The organism is Natronobacterium haloterrestre (assembly GCF_900112205.1).
Lineage (GTDB): Archaea > Halobacteriota > Halobacteria > Halobacteriales > Natrialbaceae > Natronobacterium > Natronobacterium haloterrestre.
In genome coordinates this window covers 18879-35469 of the sequence record NZ_FOKW01000017.1, presented here as the reverse complement: position 1 = coordinate 35469, position 16591 = coordinate 18879, and the positions used below count along the sequence as shown (strand labels likewise).

Genomic DNA, 16591 nt, shown 5'->3' with positions numbered 1-16591 from the left:
TAAATATCCGTATTGTTACCGAACGTGGACTGTGTCGGCGGTGTCGGATTCACGCCCGTCCTGAAGGACGGGATTCTCTCCTTGAAGAAAGATAGAATACACGGAACAGGGGATCGCGAACATCGACGAGAGTCCGGATCGCCTCGCCGACGCGAGGGAACTGGCCGAATCGATGGACAGTGCGGTCGACGAGTTCTACCTGACGTTCGGCGAGTACGACGCCGTGGCCGTCATCGAGGCCCCCGACGACGAAACCGCTGCCCAGCTGGTGCTCACCGTCTCGCGAGCGGGGGCTATCAGCAGCGAGACGCTGAAGGCCTTCCCGGAGGACGAGTACCGGGAAGTCATCGAGGGGCTGCCCGAACAGTAGCCGCCCCGGTCGATCCCGTACCGCCGCGCTGGGTGCTCTCGAGCGCAGGGATCGACGGGGCTCGGGCATTAAGTTGTTTGCTAGGGAATGTCACATCATGGGTGACGGAGCCGGGGCTATTCGGGAGCGGGACCGAGTGTCGACCGCGGCGACGGACGCGATAGCCATCGTCGATGGCGAGCGCCACGGGGCTGTCAACGCGGCGTACGCCGATCTGTACGGGTTTTCGCGTCCGGACGACCTGGTCGGCGAGCCGTGGGACCACCGTCTCGCGGAGGACGAGCGATCTCGACTGGAACGGGAGATCCTCCCGGCGTGTCGGTCGGACGGGTACTGGCGGGGCACGATCGCTGGCCGGCGACGGGACGGAACCACCGTTTCGCACGAGCTGTCGATCGCCCGGTTGACCGACGACCAGTACGTCTGTACCGCGCGCGAGGCCGCGGGTGAGGAACGGACGGGGTTCGTCGCTCGAGAGCGGACTCGAGTACTCGAGCGCGCGTTCGACGCGGTCGACGACATCGTCTACGTCTTCGACGAGGCCGGGGACGCCGTTCTCTGGAACGCGACGCTTCGCGAGGTGACCGGCTACACGGACGCGGAACTCGCCGAACTCGAGCCGACGGAGTTGATCGCGCCGGAAGAGCGCGAACGGAGTTCCGGCTCGGGGTCCGAATCGGACTTCGGCGATCTCCTGGACCAGCTCGGCGATCGACAGGTCGATCTCGTCACGAAAGACGGCGAGCGGGTCCCCCACGAGTTCCGCGGAACGACGTTCGAGGACCGCGAGACGGGCCGGACCTATCGGTGCGGGATCGCACGCGACGTCACCGATCGGACGGAGCGCGAACGGGAACTCCGTAGCGCCCGGCGGTTCAACGAGGAACTGGTCGAGAACGCGCCGTTCGGGATGTTCCGCCTCGACGACGAACTCCGGATCACGTACGAGAACCAGCGAGCCGAAGAGATCATCGGCCTCCCCGAGGACGAACAGGAGTCGGACGCGATCGGCGCGGATATTCGTGACCTGCCGTCGATCGCCGAGACCGGCCAGGCAGACCTCTTTACGCGGCTCAAAGACGGCGAGACGATCGAGTTCGAGTTCCCGTTCGAATCCATCTACGGCGAGGAAGCGTACTTCACAGGGCGCGGGGTCCCGCTGTACCGGGACGACGAGTTCGAGGGCGCGATCCTGATGGCCATCGACATCTCGGAGCGCAGACGACGCGAACGGCAACTCGAGCGCCAGCGGGACGAACTCGAGACGCTCAACCGAATCAACGAACTGCTCCTCGAGATCACGCGGGACCTGTTCGCGTCGCCGACGCGGACCGAGATCGAACAGACGGTCTGCGATCGACTGGCCAGTTCCGACCTCTACCAGTTCGCCTGGATCGGCGCGCCCGAAACGGGGGGCCAGCGGATCGTTCCCCGTGCCAACGCCGGGATCGACGAGGGGTACGTCGAGACGGTGACGGTCACGACCGCGGGGGAGGAGACCGGACAGGGGCCGGCCGGCCGCGCCTTCCGAAGCGGCGAGGTCCAGGTGAGCCAGAACATCCGCACCGACCCGAGGTTCGAACCGTGGCGTGAGGCGGCCCTCGAGCGCGGCGTCGAGTCGGCCGCCGCGGTGCCGCTGGTCCACGGGGACCGGACGTACGGCATCCTGGCCGTCTACGCGACGCGTCCGCTCGCGTTCAGTGGTCGCGAACAAACGGGGTTCGAGGTCCTCGGCGAGGCCGTCGGCTTCGCCATCAACGCCATCGAGGAGCACGCGCTCCTGTTTGCGGATACGATCGTCGAACTCGAGTTCGAGGTCACCGATTCCGGGCTGGTGTTCGTCCGGGCGTCCGACCGCCTCGCGTGTGAAATCGACATCACCGGCTACGTCGAGTCGGCGTCGGGGGCGTGGAGCGTCTACCTCACCGTCGACGGCGCGGAGCCGGCGGCCGTCCGCGACGTCGCGACTGCGGATCCGGACGTGGAGCGAGCCCGGGTTATCGCCGACGAGGACGAGAGCGGGCTGCTCGAGTTCGCGATGAACGGCCCGGCACTCACCGAACTCGCGGAACACGGGGCGATGCTCACCTCGGGATACGCCGACGACGGCCGGGGGCGGTTCTGTATCGAGGCTCCGCAGACGACCGACATCCGACAGCTGTCCGACCGGCTACAGACCGCGTACCCGAAGTCGACGCTGGTCGCCCAGCGCGAGTTCGATCGGCCCGTCCAGAAGCCGATCGAAATCCGCCAGTCGATCGCGGATCGACTGACCGACCGACAGCAGGAAGCGCTACAGCGCGCCTATCACGCCGGTTACTTCGAGTGGCCGCGTCGAAGCACCGCTGGAGACATCGCCGACTCGATGGACATCTCGGAGACGACCTTCCACTATCACCTGCGGAACGCGCTCGAGACGCTCGCGACGGCCTTCGCCGGGGAACTTCGCTGACGGCGATGGGGTTCACTCGTGCCGGCTCGAGGGTCCCGAAAAATGTCGGTTCGCTCCTAGTCGTCCGAGTCGGTCCTGAGCGGGGTCCCGTCCGGTCGGAGGACCCACCACACGTCGTTGACGCCCTGTCCCTGGACGTCGCCCGGCTCCTCGTCCCGCGCAAAGTAGTACAGGGGCCACCCGTTTGCCGTCACCTGGCGCTCGCCAGTGTCCCGCTCGAACGCCTCAAGGTCTGCGGTCACGCCGTCGCCGGCGACCGGCTCCCCGTCGTCGACAGTTAGTGGCGGCCAAGCGTCCGCACAGTCGCCGCTGCAGGCGCTTTCGCCGGCGTTCTGTGTGTCCTGGTCGAACATGTAGACCGTCATTCCCTCGGGGCCGACCAGGATCTCGCCGTAGTCGGGATGGTCGCGGACCCCGACGGTCGGCCCACCCATTCCCTCCTGGGGTGGTCCCTGGGGTTCCTCGATCAGTTCGTAGCCGAGTTCCTCGACGACTGCGCTGAACGGAACCGTCCCCGCGCTCTGGATGGTCATCGCGTCCAGCGCGTTCGTCCCGAGGATTCCGGCGGGCATCAGGTTCGGCCACTCGCAGTCCTCGTTTTGCTCGCTCATCTCGTTGAGCCCGGCGCTGACGTCCTCCCTGCTTGGCAGGTCCTCGACGGACCTCGCGTACTCCGGCAGTTCCGCTTCCTCGAGGGTTCCGACGACGACCCGCATCACCATGCCGAAATCGAGGTGGGGAGCGCAGTAGATGTCGTACACTCCCTCGTGGTCGAAGCGATACAGCCAGGCTGACCCCGGTCCCTGCACGGGCGACGAGAACGGCTCGGCCCCGTCGGGAACCCGTTGGGGCAGTCCGATCTCGGGATGCATGGCGGTGACGGTGTGGTCGGGGCTGGCGAACGTGAACTGTACGACGTCACCGGAATCGACGCGAAGCCCGGCGGGGTCGAAGTAGAGGAACGGCGGCTGATCCGGCCCGGGTGGAGCGACGTCCAACGTGACTTCGTGGTCCGGTGCGATGGAGTCCGGAATCGCTGCAGCGTCCCTCGCCGGATAGCCGTACACGGGGTGGATCTCCCCGGTCTCGGACTCCGTGTCAGTCCCGTCGCCCGCGTCGGTCCCGTCGTACCCGTCGTCATCGTCGTCTTCGTCGGATTCGCCCCCTCCAGCAGTCGTGATACCGGCGCCGGCCGCGAGTGCAGTACCGGCACCGACCGCTTTCAGGAGCGGTCGCCGTTCGAACCCGAGCCGGTCGACGGTCGGTTCCTCGGTCGATTCGTCCGTTTTCTCCGCGTTCGTGCGTGTCATCGTACCACCGGTTTCGATCGTTGGCAGGTCGTGCCGGACGGAGCCCCAGCCGACTCAGTCGAGTCCGCATCCCGGCCCGGGATCCGTGCGACACGACGCGTGTTCAGTACCGTCTAACGGGCTTGACAAACCCCCCTCTAGATAGTGCTAGGACCGTCGGAGAAGGCCGCACGATCGCTCGCGTGGCATCGTGTCCGGTCGTTCGACGGTCCCCGACGGGAGTCGAACGTGTCCCGGGACGGCGTCCGGGCCCTAGTGATAGTTTGACGGGTACTTTTCGGTCCCGCCGAGCGGACCTCCACCCGCTCTCTCCACGAGAGCGTGACTACCCATGGCAACGGAACCACAAACCGCCAAGGCCGTCGTTCGGCGGTACACCGAAGAGGGGTACAACGAGGAGAACCCCGCAGTCATCGAGGAGACGGTCGCGGACGACGTCGTCGTCCACGGACTCCACGGGGTCGACGGGTCCCTGCACGGCAGCGACGCGTACCTCGAGTGGGCGGGCGACCTCTTCAGAGCGATGCCGGACGCGGAGGTCGAGACCGAGTCGTTGATCGCCGAGGGGGACATGGCGGCGGTCCACTGGACGATCAGCGGTACCCAGGAGGGACAACTGGGCGAACTCCCGGCGACGGGCGAGTCCTTTACGATGCGTGCCCTCGCGTTCTTCCGGATCGAGGACGGGGAGATCGTCGAGAAGTGGTACAATCCCGACGAACTGAGCATGCTGCAGCAACTCGGCCTGACGGACTGAGCGAAGCACAAAGCGAGGCACCCGTGACAACGACGACAGCCCGTACGAAGCGTCGTGCGTCGGTTCGTCGACGTGCGGAACGAGCGGGGTTTCGCGACCGAGGGGACCGTCGCCGACGACGCCGTCCGTTCCGCTCCGACTGACTCTCCCGACGCGCCGCGCGGTCCGGAGGGCGAAAAACGGCGTACCGAGGGCTATCACGCCGCGTTCCCCGACGTCTCGCTCGAGGTCGAGAACCTGCTCGCCGAGGACGACCTGGTCGCCGTCCGCTGGACCGCGACGGGTACGGAGTGATCGTTCTTCGGTATCGAACCGACCGGTGCCACTGTGGAGATGGTCGCCTTCGAGATCGACCGGCTGGAGAACGGCCACGTCGTCGGATCGTGGGTGCTCGTCGCCAGGTTCACGCTGTTGCAACAGCTGGGGTGGTACAGCCTTTCTTCGAGGACCGAGCGTCCGCCTGCGACGGGCTAGGGTGGTGTGTCGTTCTCTTTTTCCCGTCACCGAAGGCCTGTCGCTGACCGAATTCCTCCGGGCGATCGTCTAGAGATAGTTCGAGGGGTGATTTTCGGACCCGTGCCCTGTAGCGGCAGTCCCATCGGGAGGGCACCACCATGGATCCACAGCGACACACCGACATCGACCGACGAACCGTACTGAAAGCGACTCCCCCTGTACTCGTTGGAGCCAGCGCCGTCACGGGGCGGGTCGGCGCGAACGCCCTCGAGGCCGAGGAGAAAGCCGCCGGAACGAACGCGCTCGAGGTCGTCGCGAGACACGACGAGGAGACCGACGAACACCGGTTCGAACTCAACACCGAGGCCGTCGCCCCCGGCTGGACGACCGTCACCCTCGAGAACCGGACCGAGCACACTCACTTCGCCTATCTGGCCAGGGTTCCCCCTGCGGTGTTCGAAGGCGCGAGGGAGGACGGGGTCGATCCGCTCGACTACTACATCGAACACGTCACCCGTCCCTTCCAGTGGTTCATGGACGACATCGATCCGGCGAAGGAACCGGACCCTGACGACCTGAGTGACAAGTACTCGGTGCCGGAAGCGGAGGTCATCTTCCCGGAGTGGTTCGAGGGCGTCGTGCCCAGCGGCGGTACCGGGTTGACCTCGCCCGAGACGACGTCGGTAACGAGCGTCGACCTGGAACCCGGCGACTACATCCTCGAGTGTTTCGTCAAAGACGGGGACGGCGAGTTCCACTCCTATCAGGGCATGATACGCCTGGTGACCGCGGGGGACGACCGGTCCGACGGCTCGAAGGCCGAGCCGGACACGAAGGCCGAACCGGAGGCGACGCTCGGTCTCACCCTCTCGACCGCCGGGATCGACGCCGAGGATCACGTCCGGCCCGGCCGGCACACGGTCGCGGTCCAGTTCGCGAACCAGCGAGTCTACGAGCACCTCCTCGGCCACGACGTTCACCTGCTCCGCTTCGGCGAGGGGACGAGCGTCGACGACGTGAACGACTGGATGAACTGGATGGACCCAACCGGGCTCGTGTCGAACGGGGAGGAACCGCGACGGTTCCTCGGCGGGGTCCAACCGATCCTGACGCCGGCGTTGCTCGAAGGCGAGGGGACCGAAACGGCGTACGTCCACGTCGACCTGCATCCGGGTACGTACGCCTGGGTTTCCGCTGTCCCCGATCCAGCGGAGAAGGGACTGCTGGAGCCGTTCGAGGTTTCCGATTCGCACTGATCCAACCCGTGTCCGACGCTCCTCGAGAGGGGGTAGCGATCGACGGGCGGTAGCGGTCGGCCCGAAGCGGGCAGCCGCTCTCCGCTGTTTTCGGCCCTTGATTCGCGGGGCCGTCACGTCGAGAGCTCGACCTCGACTGCGTCGGGGATCTAGGCATATCCACTCGACTTCGTTCAATACCGATGTCACTCTCACGGCGTCCCTCTCAGCAAAATCGAGGTGGGGCCTCCGACCTCACGGAGCAGGAGTGAGCGAGGAGGTTAGAACCGAGGACCGTATTGCCATCCTCCGTAGTAGCTAACCGAACGATAAAAGGCCACGAGCGAACTGGGCGGGGATATGGAAGTCGTCGGCCGCCTGTTGGCGTTGCTCGTGGTGTTGCTGCTCGGGACCGGTCTCCGGTCGTCCGGACTCCTCGATGGGGGCCGAACCGCCGCGCTGAACGCCGTCGCCTACTACGCCGCGTTGCCCGCACTGATCTTCGTCTCGACGTACGACCAGCCGATCGCCGGACTCCTGTCCCCGGCCCTGCTCGCCGGGCTGTTGATCGTCCTGTTCGGGACCGCCGCGATCGCCTGGGTCGTCCACCGGAACCGGAAGACGCAGGCGCGGCGAAGCGTCGCCGTCGTCCAGTCGTATCACTCGAACATCGGCTACCTCGGGTTGCCGCTGGTCGCGGCGACGTTCGACGCCGAGGTGACCGCGATCGCGAGCGTCATCCTGGGCGTCGTCACGCTGACGCAGCTTCCACTCACGATCCTGTTGCTCTCGACGATCAACGGAGCCGACGTCTCGCTCGCCTCGGAACTGCGCGGCCTGGCGACCAACCCCGTGTTGCTCTCGTTGATCGGCGGTCTGGCCATCGGCACGATCGGGGTGCCGTTCCCGGCGACCGCGGCGACCGGCCTCGAGTACCTCGGCGCGCTGGCGCTGCCGCTCGCGTTGCTCTGTGTGGGTGCGTCCCTCGAGGTGGATCTCCCCTCGATCGACCCCGGCGCGACGGGGTCGGTCGTCGCGCTCAAGATCGGCTGTATGCCGGTGCTTGCCTGGGTCGTCTTCTCCCTGTTGCGCGTCGACCCCGCGACGTTCACCGCGAGCGTGGTCATGCTGGGGACGCCGACCGCGGTCTCGACGTTCGTCTTCGCGACGGAACTCGGGGGCGACGCGGAGTTCGCCTCGCTGAACGTCTTCACGACGACGCTTGCCTCGATCGCGACGCTGTTCGTGTTGATCGCGCTGGTCGGGTGACCTGGCGTAGTAGTCGAGAACCGAACCTTCGAGGGCGCCCTGACTACTTCGAGAACAGGCTCTTGAGTCGATCGAGCAGCCCGCCGGCTCCGTCGTCGCTCCTGTCCTCTCGATCGCTCGCGCTCGAGGCGTCAGCATCGGCAGCAGCTTCCCCGGCGGGATCGATCGACCCTGCGAGCGGGCCGGCATCCTCGCTGGCGCTTCCAGTGTCGCCGACGCCGCCGGTCTCGAGGTCGTCCAGCGAGATGTCGACGTCGTCGATCTCGGGCGTCGGGTCCCGGTCCTCGCCCGCTTCGGCGGCGCGAACGTCGGCGCCGGTGACGTCGCCGCGTTCGACGCGGGCGGCGAGTTCCTCGAGATCAGGGTCGGGATCGGGGTCGGCGTCGGCTGTGGAGCTGGTATCGGATTCGAGACTCGAATCGGCCGCCGGACCGGACCCACCGTCGCCTCCGGTTTCCGTCCCGCTCGAGTCGGAGAGAGCGGCTGCGGCGGCTTCGACGTCGGCTCCGGTTCCGGTTTCGCCCGTGGTCTCGTCGTCCTCGTCGCTGTCGTCGTCTTCCCCCTCTCCTTTCGGATCGTCGCCCGGCTCGCGGTCCGGTTCCGGCGTCTCGCCGGTATCCGTCTCTCCCGTCGACGACCCCGCGTCGTCGGCCCCGTCCGTCGGCTCCGCACTCGAGCCCTCGAGGCTCTCGGCTGGGTCAGCATCCGCGTCGGCGTGTGGTTCGTCACCGGTCTCGCGTTCGAGGCCGGGATTGGAGTCCGAGTGGGAATCGGGATTGGGGTCGGAATCCGAATCGGAATCGGATCCCCCGATCGACTCGAGGATGTCGTCGACGCTCCCCTCGGAGACGACCCGCTGGGGACCGCCGCCGGTCTCGATCCCGCCCGCGGGACCGTCGCCGTCCGGGTCCCCCTCGTCGTTCCCGTCGGCCGTCGGTTCTCGTTCGTCGCTCATTGTGTGGTGGAGGCGGGCGCGACACCATAACCTTTCTCCCACGCCCTCGAGTCGGTCAAGAAACGTCCCGGGCCTCTGTGGTGGCCGACAGGGGTCCTTCGGTCTTTCAGGACTCCGCGAGGGCGGGCCGGGCGCGAACGACGTTGACCACCGCCCCGAGCAGGATAATGATCCCCGCGAAGTAGAGCCAGGTGACGAACAGCAACACCGCGCCGACCGCACCGTAGGCCTGGTAGCGCCCGGCGTTGGACGCGTAGAGCTGGAACCCCGCCTGCAGGACCGTCCAGCCGACGGCCGCGACGATCGCCCCCGGCAGGACCTCGCCGGCCCCGACCGATATCGGCGGGAGCACGTAATAGATCGGCAGGAAGACGAATACGAGCCCGAGCAAGAGGGTCACCCAACTCAACAGCCCGGCGAACGGAACGCGGCCGGCGGCGAACCCGAGGACAGTCCCGATCACGATCATCAGCACGAGTGCGCCCACGCCCGCGAGGATCACGACGAGCCCGTCCCGGACCTGCTCGGGCAGCGAATCAGACGACATCTCGTCGTAGATCATGTCGAACGCGAGGCTGAGGCCACGAAACACCTTGAGCGCACCCCAGGCGGCGACCGCGAGCGCGACGACGGTCGCCTGGGCGCGTCCGGCCTCGGTCGCCAGCGCCTCGGTGACGAGGTCCTCGCCGGCCTCCGGGAGAAAGTCCCCGGCGACCAGGATCAACCGTTCCGCCGTCGCCTCGCCGCCCAGCAGCGAGCCGGCCACGAGCGCGAGCAGTACCATCGGGATCAACGACACGAACGCGTAGTAGGCGAACGCGGCAGCCAGAAACGTGATATCGCGGTCGCTCGCCGTGCGATAGATCGCGACGAGCGTTCCCTTCCCGTCCATAGTGCTCTTTCGACGAGGAGGTCCAAGAGTATGACAGGTTCGTGCAGTAGCTGATACTGTAGCGGGTAGTCGGCGATAGAAGTCGAAACGGCGGCTCCGACGCGATCACGCCGCCAGACAGAAGTTGTGCGACGCGTAGACCGCGCCGTCGTCGTCGATGTAGACGCCGACGCCGCCCCGGTCCCACCCGTGCGAGGAGTGTTCCTCGAGGATCGCCTCCCGGTGAGCGGTGGAGTTCATCCACTGATCGACGAGGCCGTTGGCGAGCCCTTCGGCGGTTTGGTACTCGACGACGTCGTCCCCGCCGGGGCGGTCGACCGGCCGGTCGACCCACGTCAGGGCGATGTTCTCGCCGTAGGCCCGGCAGTAGTCGTCGACGGCGGTGAACCGGTCGTAGGGGCCTTCGTCGTCCGGGTTCGTGTGCGCGAAGTACTCCCGCTGGGCCATGTCGTGGCTGTGGGCCCGGGCGACCGAGGCGACGGTGCCGTCCCACTCGAGGGGCTCGAGGTCGTGGGCCGCGCGGCGGTCGTTGACCTCGGCGTGGACGAAGTCCTCGACGGTCGCCGACGAGATGGGCTCGACGTCGGTCTCGTAGGTCGACTCGCCGGGATCGGCCGGATCCATCACGTCGGGGTTGCGTTCGCCGGCCGGCGGGGGTTCGGCGCTCGGGCTCGGACTCGGGCCGTCGACGATTTCGATCTCGTCGGCGTCCTCTATGTCCTCGATGGTCTCGAGCACCGTCGGGCCGAGCAGGAGACCGCCGAGGAGCACCGTTCCGAGCACGACCGCGAAGAAGGCGAGGCTGAGCAGGGTACGAACGAGTGCGCGATCGGTGCGCTGTGGGGTGTCGGTACCGATGGGGGCGTCGTCGCTGGAGGAAGTCGGGCGGACCGAATCCGATTCGGTGTCCGACGGGCCCGTCCCTGCAGTCGTCTCCGGGCCCGCGTTCGTGTCGGCGTCCGGTTCGGGATCCGTTCCCGGGCGGCTCATTGTCGGAGGGTAGGGCTCCGTCCGCATGATTGCGACGGTCGGTTGCAGCCGCTGATAGCCGCCGGGCAGAGGGCCGATGGCGGCCGATTCCGGACCGCTTCACGTTCGGAGTCCGTGTTGTCACAGCCGTCGGGACCGGAACCGAGACCGAGACCGGGGCCGAGACCGAGACCGGGATCCACCCCTACGCCGATCCGTCGGTCCCGCTCCCGAAGATCGTCTCGTGAAAGCCGATCACCAGTCCCGGGACGACGGCCATGAAGAGGTGTTCCTCGAGCGGGATCCCCGCAATGTCGATCCCCGTCCGGAGCTTGATGTCGAAGATACCGACGGCGAGGGTGTATCGGTCCCAGACGTACGCGACGGGGTACAGTGCGAGGATCGTCACTGCGGCCTTCCGGAGGGCGTTCTCCCGGCGCAACAGGAACACGGCGATCGCGCCCCAGAACAGTTCGGTGACGAGGTACGTGTACCGGCCGAAGACGCCGATGTCGGGTGTCGGTGCCATGATCGTGACCTACCACCACGTTCGAGGGTATCGGCAAAGAGCGTTCCCGACGCCGGTGGGAACAGGCAATATCTTCAAAACCCCGGCGGCAGTACATCCACCTACAACGATGAATATCGCTGATATCGCCACCCAGGATTACATCGAAGTCGACGTCGGCACGCGCATGGGGAAGGTCCGTTCTACCTTCGAGAACGGCGGCCCCAAGGGAATTATCGTCAAAAACGACGGGGAATACGAGGGCGTCATCAGCGAGCGGGAAGTCCTCCAGTCTCACGTCGAAGACGACGCGAAGGTGGCGGCGCTCATCAAGCCCAGCCGGAACGATCCGTCCCCGCAGGTCGACCGGGAGGAAGACGTCCGGGAGACCGCACGTCTGCTGATCGAGAGCAACTCGAAGGTCGCCCCGGTCTTCGAGAACGGCGACCTCTGGGGTGTCATCTCCGACGACGCTATCCTCGAGGCCGTCCTCGAGAACCTCGATACGCTGACCGTCGAGGACGTCTACACCGCCGACCCGGTCACGCTCCAGGAAGACGACGGCGTCGGGAAGGCGATCAACCACCTGCGCGAACACGGTATCTCTCGTCTCCCGATCCTCAACGAAAACGGCTATCTCTCCGGTGTCGTGACGACCCACGACATCGCCGACTTCGTGATCCGGAAAAACGAGACGACGACGACCGGCGACCGCGTCGGCGACAGCCAGCGGCTGCTCGACGTGCCGGTCTACGACATTATGAACAGCCCGGTCGAGACGACGACGCTCGACGCCAGCGTCGAGACGGCCGTCGAGACGATGCTCGACCAGGACTTCGCCGGGCTGATGGTCACGCCGGAGGACGACGACCGGGTCGTCATCGGCGTTCTCACCAAGACGGACGTCCTGCGGGCGCTGACCTTCACCGAGGAGGAGCGCATGGACGTCCAGATCACGAACGTCTCCCTGCTCGATACCATCTCCCGGGAGTCCGTCCACGAGAGCATCGAGGAGGTGTCGGACAAGTACGCCGACATGCAGGTACTGCACGCCCACGTCCGCTTCAAGGAACACAAGGAGAAGCTCCGTGGCACGCCGCTGATCCACTGTCAGATCCGCCTGCGCACCAACAAGGGCCAGGTCGCCGGCACCGGCGAGGGCTACGGCGCGGAAAACGCCTTCCGCGTCGCCCTCGAGAAACTCGAGCGCAACGTCCTCGAGGTCAAGGGGGTCACCAGCGACGAGGAGTACCGCGGCCAGCTGCTGCGGAAGCTGAACGAGCTGTAACGGCCGCCGCCGACGTCGGCTTCGACTTCGATTCGGGCCCGTCCGGGCCGTTCTGATTTTCGACTCGGGTTTCGTGCCCGGACTCGAGTTTCGTGCCGCCTCTCGAACCCGATCAGAACCGCTGTCCGTCTTCGCCGCCCTCGAGACCATTATCGGTGATCCGGAACTGGACGGAGTCGCCGGCCGACTTCGAGCGGTGTTTCTCCAGCGTCGCGCGACGATTCCCGCCGCGGAAGCGCTCGAGGCGGAGCACGACGCCGGTCCAGTGCTCGAGGGTGTTCCCGCCGAGCGCGCGGGTGCGGTCGGAGTCGGGATCCGAGAAGACCTGGTTCGTGAGGACGACCGCGAGGTCGTGTTTTCGGGCCAGCGAGAGCAGGTGGGTCACCTGTCGGGCGACCCGGCGCAGCGCATCGCCCTCGTCGTCGTCGCCGGTCCGCTCGAGGCGGTAGAAGCCGGTCGCGCTGTCGAGGACGATCAGGTCCGCCCGCTCGGCGAACTCCTCGGCGTCGCGGACGGCCTCGGCCTGTTCCTCGAAATCGACGGCGTCCTCGATGACGATCCGGGACGCGACGTCCTCGACGGTGAGGTCGTCGGATGCGGGCGAATCCGGCTCGCCGGCGCCGTCGGACTCGACTAACGCACTCGAGTCGGCTGTGCTGGCCCCGTCGCCGTTGACCCGCGCCGAGAGCAACTGCTCGAAGCGGTCGACCGACACCCCTTCCGTATCGATGTAGACGACCGTCCCGCCCGCGGCGGCCGTCTCGACGGCGGCCGACAGCGCGAGGTTGGTCTTCCCCGCGGCCGGCGGGCCGTACAACTGCGTGACGGTCCCGCGCTCGAACCCGCCGCCGAGCAGGTCGTCGACCGGATCACAGCCGGTCGGAATCGCCTCGTCGTTCACGGTCGGCTTTCGAACGGTCGCCGCAAAAACCCCCCGGAACGGACCGCAGGAAAGGTCGAACCCCACCGTCCGGCGGGCTCGAGCCGACGGGGCCCCGGCCGTTCGGAATACGTTTATTCACCCCGGCGACGAACCTCGAGACGTGATCGTCGTCGCAACGTCGGACTTCGAAGTGTACCACGGCGTCGTCAACGAGCTGCGGGACCGCGGGACCGAGTTCACGACCGTCGAACCCGACGACCAACTCCCCGAGGGGACGACCGTCGTCATCACCGCGGCGGACCACGCGGAGGACTTCCCCGACGCGACCACGATCGTCGCGGACCCCGACGCGCCCCGGCGGGCGGTCGACCAGGCGCTGACCGCGGTCCGGGGCGACGGCGGCCGCACGATCATCGGCGTCGATCCGGGTCGCAAGCCCGGCATCGCCGTCCTCGCTGGCGAGATGGTCGTCGCCGCGTTCCAGGTCCCGCTCGCCGACGCCGTCGACGTCATCCAGCGCGAAGTGGCGGAGGCCGCCGACCCCGTCGTCCGGATCGGCGACGGCTCCCGCCTCCAGGGTGCACAACTCGTCAACGACCTCGAGGACGTTCGGGTCGAACTCGTCGACGAGACGGGGACGACCCCCTACCTCGGGACCGGCGGCCGGGGGATGGAGGACGTCCTCGCCGCGGTGAACATCGCCCGCCTCGAGGGCGAGGTCGTCGATGCCCGCGAGATCGAGCCGACGGCGGGGGAGCTCCAGGTGATCAAGGACCGCTCCCGCGAGCAAAGCGAGACCAACCGGGCGATCGACGAGGTGCTCGCCCGGCGGGTCGCCGCGGGCGAGTTGACGATCGAGGAGGCGCTGGCCGAGCACAGAAACGACGGCAACGGAGAAGGCAGCGACGACGATGACGGGGCGGGCGAGGAGCGTTCCGCCGATTCGGAGTGATCCCCTCATCGCTCGTCATGCGAGCGGAGCCTCGGTCAACCGATTCGCGCTGTCCAGTACTCACGCCCCGGAAAAGACTCGATCGAGTTCCTCGAGGTCAAACAACGACCAGTTATCGTTGAGATCCTCGGCGAGGCCCTCGACGAATCCGCTTCTCGAGAACAGGGCGAACCGCTCGGACCGGTCCCCTGGTCCCCACCGAACGCTCGCAGCCTTTGCCCGAAGATCGTCGACGAGTTGGTGGCCGACTGGCTCACTGGTCCACTTACATTCGGCGAGCAGGAGCCGGTCATCACCGGGTGCGAGGCCGACGATATCGATCTCCTCCTCTCCGTACCACCAGCGGCCGATCTCGGAGTACGGCTCGAGTTCTTCGCATCGAACCAGTTCCCAGACGGCCTCTTCGCAGATGTCTTCGAACGTCGTCGCGACGTGCGTGGGGAGGTCCGGCTCGATCGTGCCATCGAACACGACGGACGGCGCTTCTTCGATGCTGGACCGATTCGGCTCGACGTAGCGGAACCAGAACCGGAGGAACTCATCAGCGACCCGGTACCGGGAACGCTTTGACTTCTGCCCGGATGCCGTAACCGGAACCTCACGATCGAGGAGTCGGAGCCGGCGAAGCGTCTGGAGATACTTCGACAGCGGTCCGGAATCGATGCCGGTGGCTCCCGAAATTTCGCTTGGCGTCGTGTGGCCCAGCGCCACCGCCTCGAGGATGCTCAGGTACCGCGCAGGGTTTCGAAGTTCGGTCCGAAGCAGGAACTCCGGTTCGTTGTACAGCATTGCCGTCGGTGAGAGGATATGCGTCTGGATGTTCTCTGCGAGGGACCGCTCGTAGTTGAAGAGCGTGAGGTACATCGGCGTCCCGCCGGTGACCGAGTACGATCGGACCGCATCCACAATATCGTACGAGATGACGTCCCGGGCCTGCTGAAACGAGAACGGTTGCAGATCGATCTGTCCAGTCCGCCGACCGTAGAGTGGACTTTCGTGGCCGAGCACCTCCGATTCCATCGTACTCACGCTCGAGCCACACAGCACGAGCATCGACGCAGTCTCCTGGAGCTGTTCGTCAACGAACGCCTGGATATAGGAGGGGAGCGAGTCGTTTTCCTCGACCAAATACGGGAACTCGTCGATGACCACGACTCGATCCTCCGTTTCGAGTTTCTCACCGAGATACTCGAACGCGTCGTCCCAGCCGTCGATTCGTGGCACGCGCTCCTCGAACACCTCGGCGACTTGTTCGACGAATTTCTCACGTTGGCGATCCTCCGCCTCCTGCGCAGCGAGATAGTAGAGATGAGGCCGATCAGCACAGAACTCTTTGAGAAGCGCTGTCTTTCCAACACGGCGGCGTCCGTAGACGACGTAGAAGGCGTGACCGGGCGATGAATACGCGGTCTCGAGCGAGGCAAGTTCGTCTTCCCGATCGTAGAAGGTCATACTTTGCCTAATGATTATCACGATAATGACTTGGGCGTTTTGGTGATCTACTACCTGTAGTAACAGAACCGTATTCGAGTGTTGACAGTAGAGCTCGAGCGCCGTCACCCGATTCGAAAACCAGTCCGCTCAACTCGAGGCCGACACCCACAGCTCCCTGACCGTCGGTCGGGTGATCACCCACCAGCCGACGGCACCGCCGAGACAGCCGACGAACGCCAGCCAGCCGTCCGTGGTGCCGCCGGTGACCACGAGCGCGGCCACACCGAGTATCGCCGCGCCGGCGAACGCTTTCGTCGGATCCTTGCCGGTGAGTGTCGCCGCGAGGATGAGGTAGCCGACGCCGAAACCGATCGAGGCGACGACGTCGACGAGGTAGTGGACCCCGAGCGCGAGCCGGGAGACGGCGACGAGACCGATCGGGACCGCCGCGAGTGCGAGGCGACGGCGGCGCGTCCACCGCGTGGACCACAGCGCGAGCGCGGTCCAGCAGACCGTCGCGGCCATCGTGTGGCCGCTCGGGAAGCCCGGCGTTTCCTTGGGAATCGCCCGCAGCGACGCCGGGGGCCGGGGAAGGCCGAAAGCGGACTTCAACGCGAGCGTGAACGCGAGCCCGCCGAGGACGACCGCCAGGACGAACGCCGTGCGATCGGAGAGGAGTCGATCATCTCCATGGCGGAACGAGCGGTACGCGTCCGTACAGGCGAGAAGCAGCAAGACGGCGCCGACGAGCAGTTCGTCACCCAGTAGCGCCACGAACTCGAATAGGGGGACCGACCACTCCGGGAGCGTCTCGCGGAGCAGTTCGGTGACGCCGACGCCTCGAGTCATGTGGATCGGTTC

At 66.5% G+C, this 16591-nt stretch carries 15 protein-coding genes and 1 pseudogene; 8 read left to right on the top strand and 8 right to left on the bottom strand.

What is annotated here, in order from left to right:
- Positions 1–91 precede the first annotated feature (91 nt).
- Both BM113_RS20950 and BM113_RS20945 read left to right on the top strand, forming a co-directional pair.
- A complete protein-coding gene (locus BM113_RS20950) occupies positions 92–370 on the top strand; it encodes a GYD domain-containing protein (protein ID WP_089789958.1) in 279 nt (92 codons plus the stop codon).
- A 97-nt stretch (positions 371–467) separates the two neighbouring features.
- Positions 468–2822: a bacterio-opsin activator domain-containing protein gene (locus BM113_RS20945; protein WP_245758144.1), complete on the top strand. Its 2355-nt coding sequence runs from the start codon at positions 468–470 to the stop codon at positions 2820–2822.
- A 56-nt stretch (positions 2823–2878) separates the two neighbouring features.
- Here the strand turns inward: BM113_RS20945 and BM113_RS20940 are convergent, their stop codons facing one another.
- On the bottom strand, positions 2879–4132 hold the full coding sequence (locus tag BM113_RS20940) for a plastocyanin/azurin family copper-binding protein (RefSeq protein ID WP_089789955.1): 1254 nt from the start codon (positions 4130–4132) through the stop codon (positions 2879–2881).
- A gap of 331 nt (positions 4133–4463) precedes the next feature.
- On the opposite strand from BM113_RS20940, the gene BM113_RS20935 reads away from it, so the two are divergent.
- The 4 genes and pseudogenes from BM113_RS20935 to BM113_RS20920 all read left to right on the top strand — a co-directional run bounded on the left by BM113_RS20935 (position 4464) and on the right by BM113_RS20920 (position 7849).
- The gene (locus BM113_RS20935) at positions 4464–4889 is read left to right on the top strand and encodes an ester cyclase (RefSeq protein ID WP_089789953.1); all 426 of its coding nucleotides are present in this window, start codon (positions 4464–4466) and stop codon (positions 4887–4889) included.
- A gap of 54 nt (positions 4890–4943) precedes the next feature.
- Positions 4944–5363: pseudogene (locus BM113_RS22800) on the top strand (ester cyclase).
- A gap of 140 nt (positions 5364–5503) precedes the next feature.
- Positions 5504–6601 (top strand): hypothetical protein, encoded by a 1098-nt coding sequence (locus tag BM113_RS20925; RefSeq protein ID WP_089789950.1) that lies wholly within the window; start codon positions 5504–5506, stop codon positions 6599–6601.
- A 339-nt stretch (positions 6602–6940) separates the two neighbouring features.
- Positions 6941–7849 (top strand): AEC family transporter, encoded by a 909-nt coding sequence (locus BM113_RS20920; RefSeq protein ID WP_089789948.1) that lies wholly within the window; start codon positions 6941–6943, stop codon positions 7847–7849.
- A gap of 43 nt (positions 7850–7892) precedes the next feature.
- On the opposite strand, the gene BM113_RS20915 is transcribed toward BM113_RS20920, so the two are convergent.
- From BM113_RS20915 to BM113_RS20900, 4 genes are all read right to left on the bottom strand, one after another.
- Positions 7893–8804 carry a hypothetical protein gene (locus tag BM113_RS20915; protein WP_089789947.1) on the bottom strand — a complete coding sequence of 304 codons (912 nt, stop codon included), beginning with the start codon at positions 8802–8804 and terminating at the stop codon, positions 7893–7895.
- Between the two features lie 106 nt (positions 8805–8910).
- On the bottom strand, positions 8911–9696 hold the full coding sequence (locus BM113_RS20910; RefSeq protein WP_089789946.1) for a YihY/virulence factor BrkB family protein: 786 nt from the start codon (positions 9694–9696) through the stop codon (positions 8911–8913).
- Between the two features lie 105 nt (positions 9697–9801).
- Positions 9802–10686: a CAP domain-containing protein gene (locus tag BM113_RS20905; RefSeq protein ID WP_089789944.1), complete on the bottom strand. Its 885-nt coding sequence runs from the start codon at positions 10684–10686 to the stop codon at positions 9802–9804.
- A 184-nt stretch (positions 10687–10870) separates the two neighbouring features.
- Entirely contained in the window at positions 10871–11194 is a 324-nt protein-coding gene (locus BM113_RS20900) for a lycopene cyclase domain-containing protein (RefSeq protein ID WP_089789942.1), read from the bottom strand.
- 109 nt (positions 11195–11303) lie between these two features.
- On the opposite strand from BM113_RS20900, the gene BM113_RS20895 reads away from it, so the two are divergent.
- A complete protein-coding gene (locus tag BM113_RS20895; protein ID WP_089789941.1) occupies positions 11304–12461 on the top strand; it encodes a CBS domain-containing protein in 1158 nt (385 codons plus the stop codon).
- Positions 12462–12573: 112 nt separating this feature from the next.
- On the opposite strand, the gene BM113_RS20890 is transcribed toward BM113_RS20895, so the two are convergent.
- Positions 12574–13362 (bottom strand): AAA family ATPase, encoded by a 789-nt coding sequence (locus tag BM113_RS20890; RefSeq protein WP_029601735.1) that lies wholly within the window; start codon positions 13360–13362, stop codon positions 12574–12576.
- 142 nt (positions 13363–13504) lie between these two features.
- On the opposite strand from BM113_RS20890, the gene BM113_RS20885 reads away from it, so the two are divergent.
- Positions 13505–14296: a hypothetical protein gene (locus BM113_RS20885; protein WP_089789938.1), complete on the top strand. Its 792-nt coding sequence runs from the start codon at positions 13505–13507 to the stop codon at positions 14294–14296.
- Positions 14297–14356: 60 nt separating this feature from the next.
- Here the strand turns inward: BM113_RS20885 and BM113_RS20880 are convergent, their stop codons facing one another.
- Complete coding sequence (locus BM113_RS20880) at positions 14357–15748, bottom strand: ATP-binding protein (protein ID WP_089789936.1); 1392 nt, start codon at positions 15746–15748, stop codon at positions 14357–14359.
- Positions 15749–15877: 129 nt separating this feature from the next.
- Entirely contained in the window at positions 15878–16579 is a 702-nt protein-coding gene (locus BM113_RS20875; RefSeq protein WP_007143857.1) for a phosphatase PAP2 family protein, read from the bottom strand.
- Positions 16580–16591: the final 12 nt, after the last annotated feature.

Coding starts and splice junctions, on each gene's coding strand:
- BM113_RS20945 (WP_245758144.1), top strand. CDS start 468: ATGGGTGACGGAGCCGGGGCTATTCGGGAGCGGGACCGAGTGTCGACC.
- BM113_RS20940 (WP_089789955.1), bottom strand. CDS start 4,132: ATGACACGCACGAACGCGGAGAAAACGGACGAATCGACCGAGGAACCG.
- BM113_RS20935 (WP_089789953.1), top strand. CDS start 4,464: ATGGCAACGGAACCACAAACCGCCAAGGCCGTCGTTCGGCGGTACACC.
- BM113_RS20925 (WP_089789950.1), top strand. CDS start 5,504: ATGGATCCACAGCGACACACCGACATCGACCGACGAACCGTACTGAAA.
- BM113_RS20920 (WP_089789948.1), top strand. CDS start 6,941: ATGGAAGTCGTCGGCCGCCTGTTGGCGTTGCTCGTGGTGTTGCTGCTC.
- BM113_RS20915 (WP_089789947.1), bottom strand. CDS start 8,804: ATGAGCGACGAACGAGAACCGACGGCCGACGGGAACGACGAGGGGGAC.
- BM113_RS20910 (WP_089789946.1), bottom strand. CDS start 9,696: ATGGACGGGAAGGGAACGCTCGTCGCGATCTATCGCACGGCGAGCGAC.
- BM113_RS20905 (WP_089789944.1), bottom strand. CDS start 10,686: ATGAGCCGCCCGGGAACGGATCCCGAACCGGACGCCGACACGAACGCG.
- BM113_RS20900 (WP_089789942.1), bottom strand. CDS start 11,194: ATGGCACCGACACCCGACATCGGCGTCTTCGGCCGGTACACGTACCTC.
- BM113_RS20895 (WP_089789941.1), top strand. CDS start 11,304: ATGAATATCGCTGATATCGCCACCCAGGATTACATCGAAGTCGACGTC.
- BM113_RS20880 (WP_089789936.1), bottom strand. CDS start 15,748: ATGACCTTCTACGATCGGGAAGACGAACTTGCCTCGCTCGAGACCGCG.
- BM113_RS20875 (WP_007143857.1), bottom strand. CDS start 16,579: ATGACTCGAGGCGTCGGCGTCACCGAACTGCTCCGCGAGACGCTCCCG.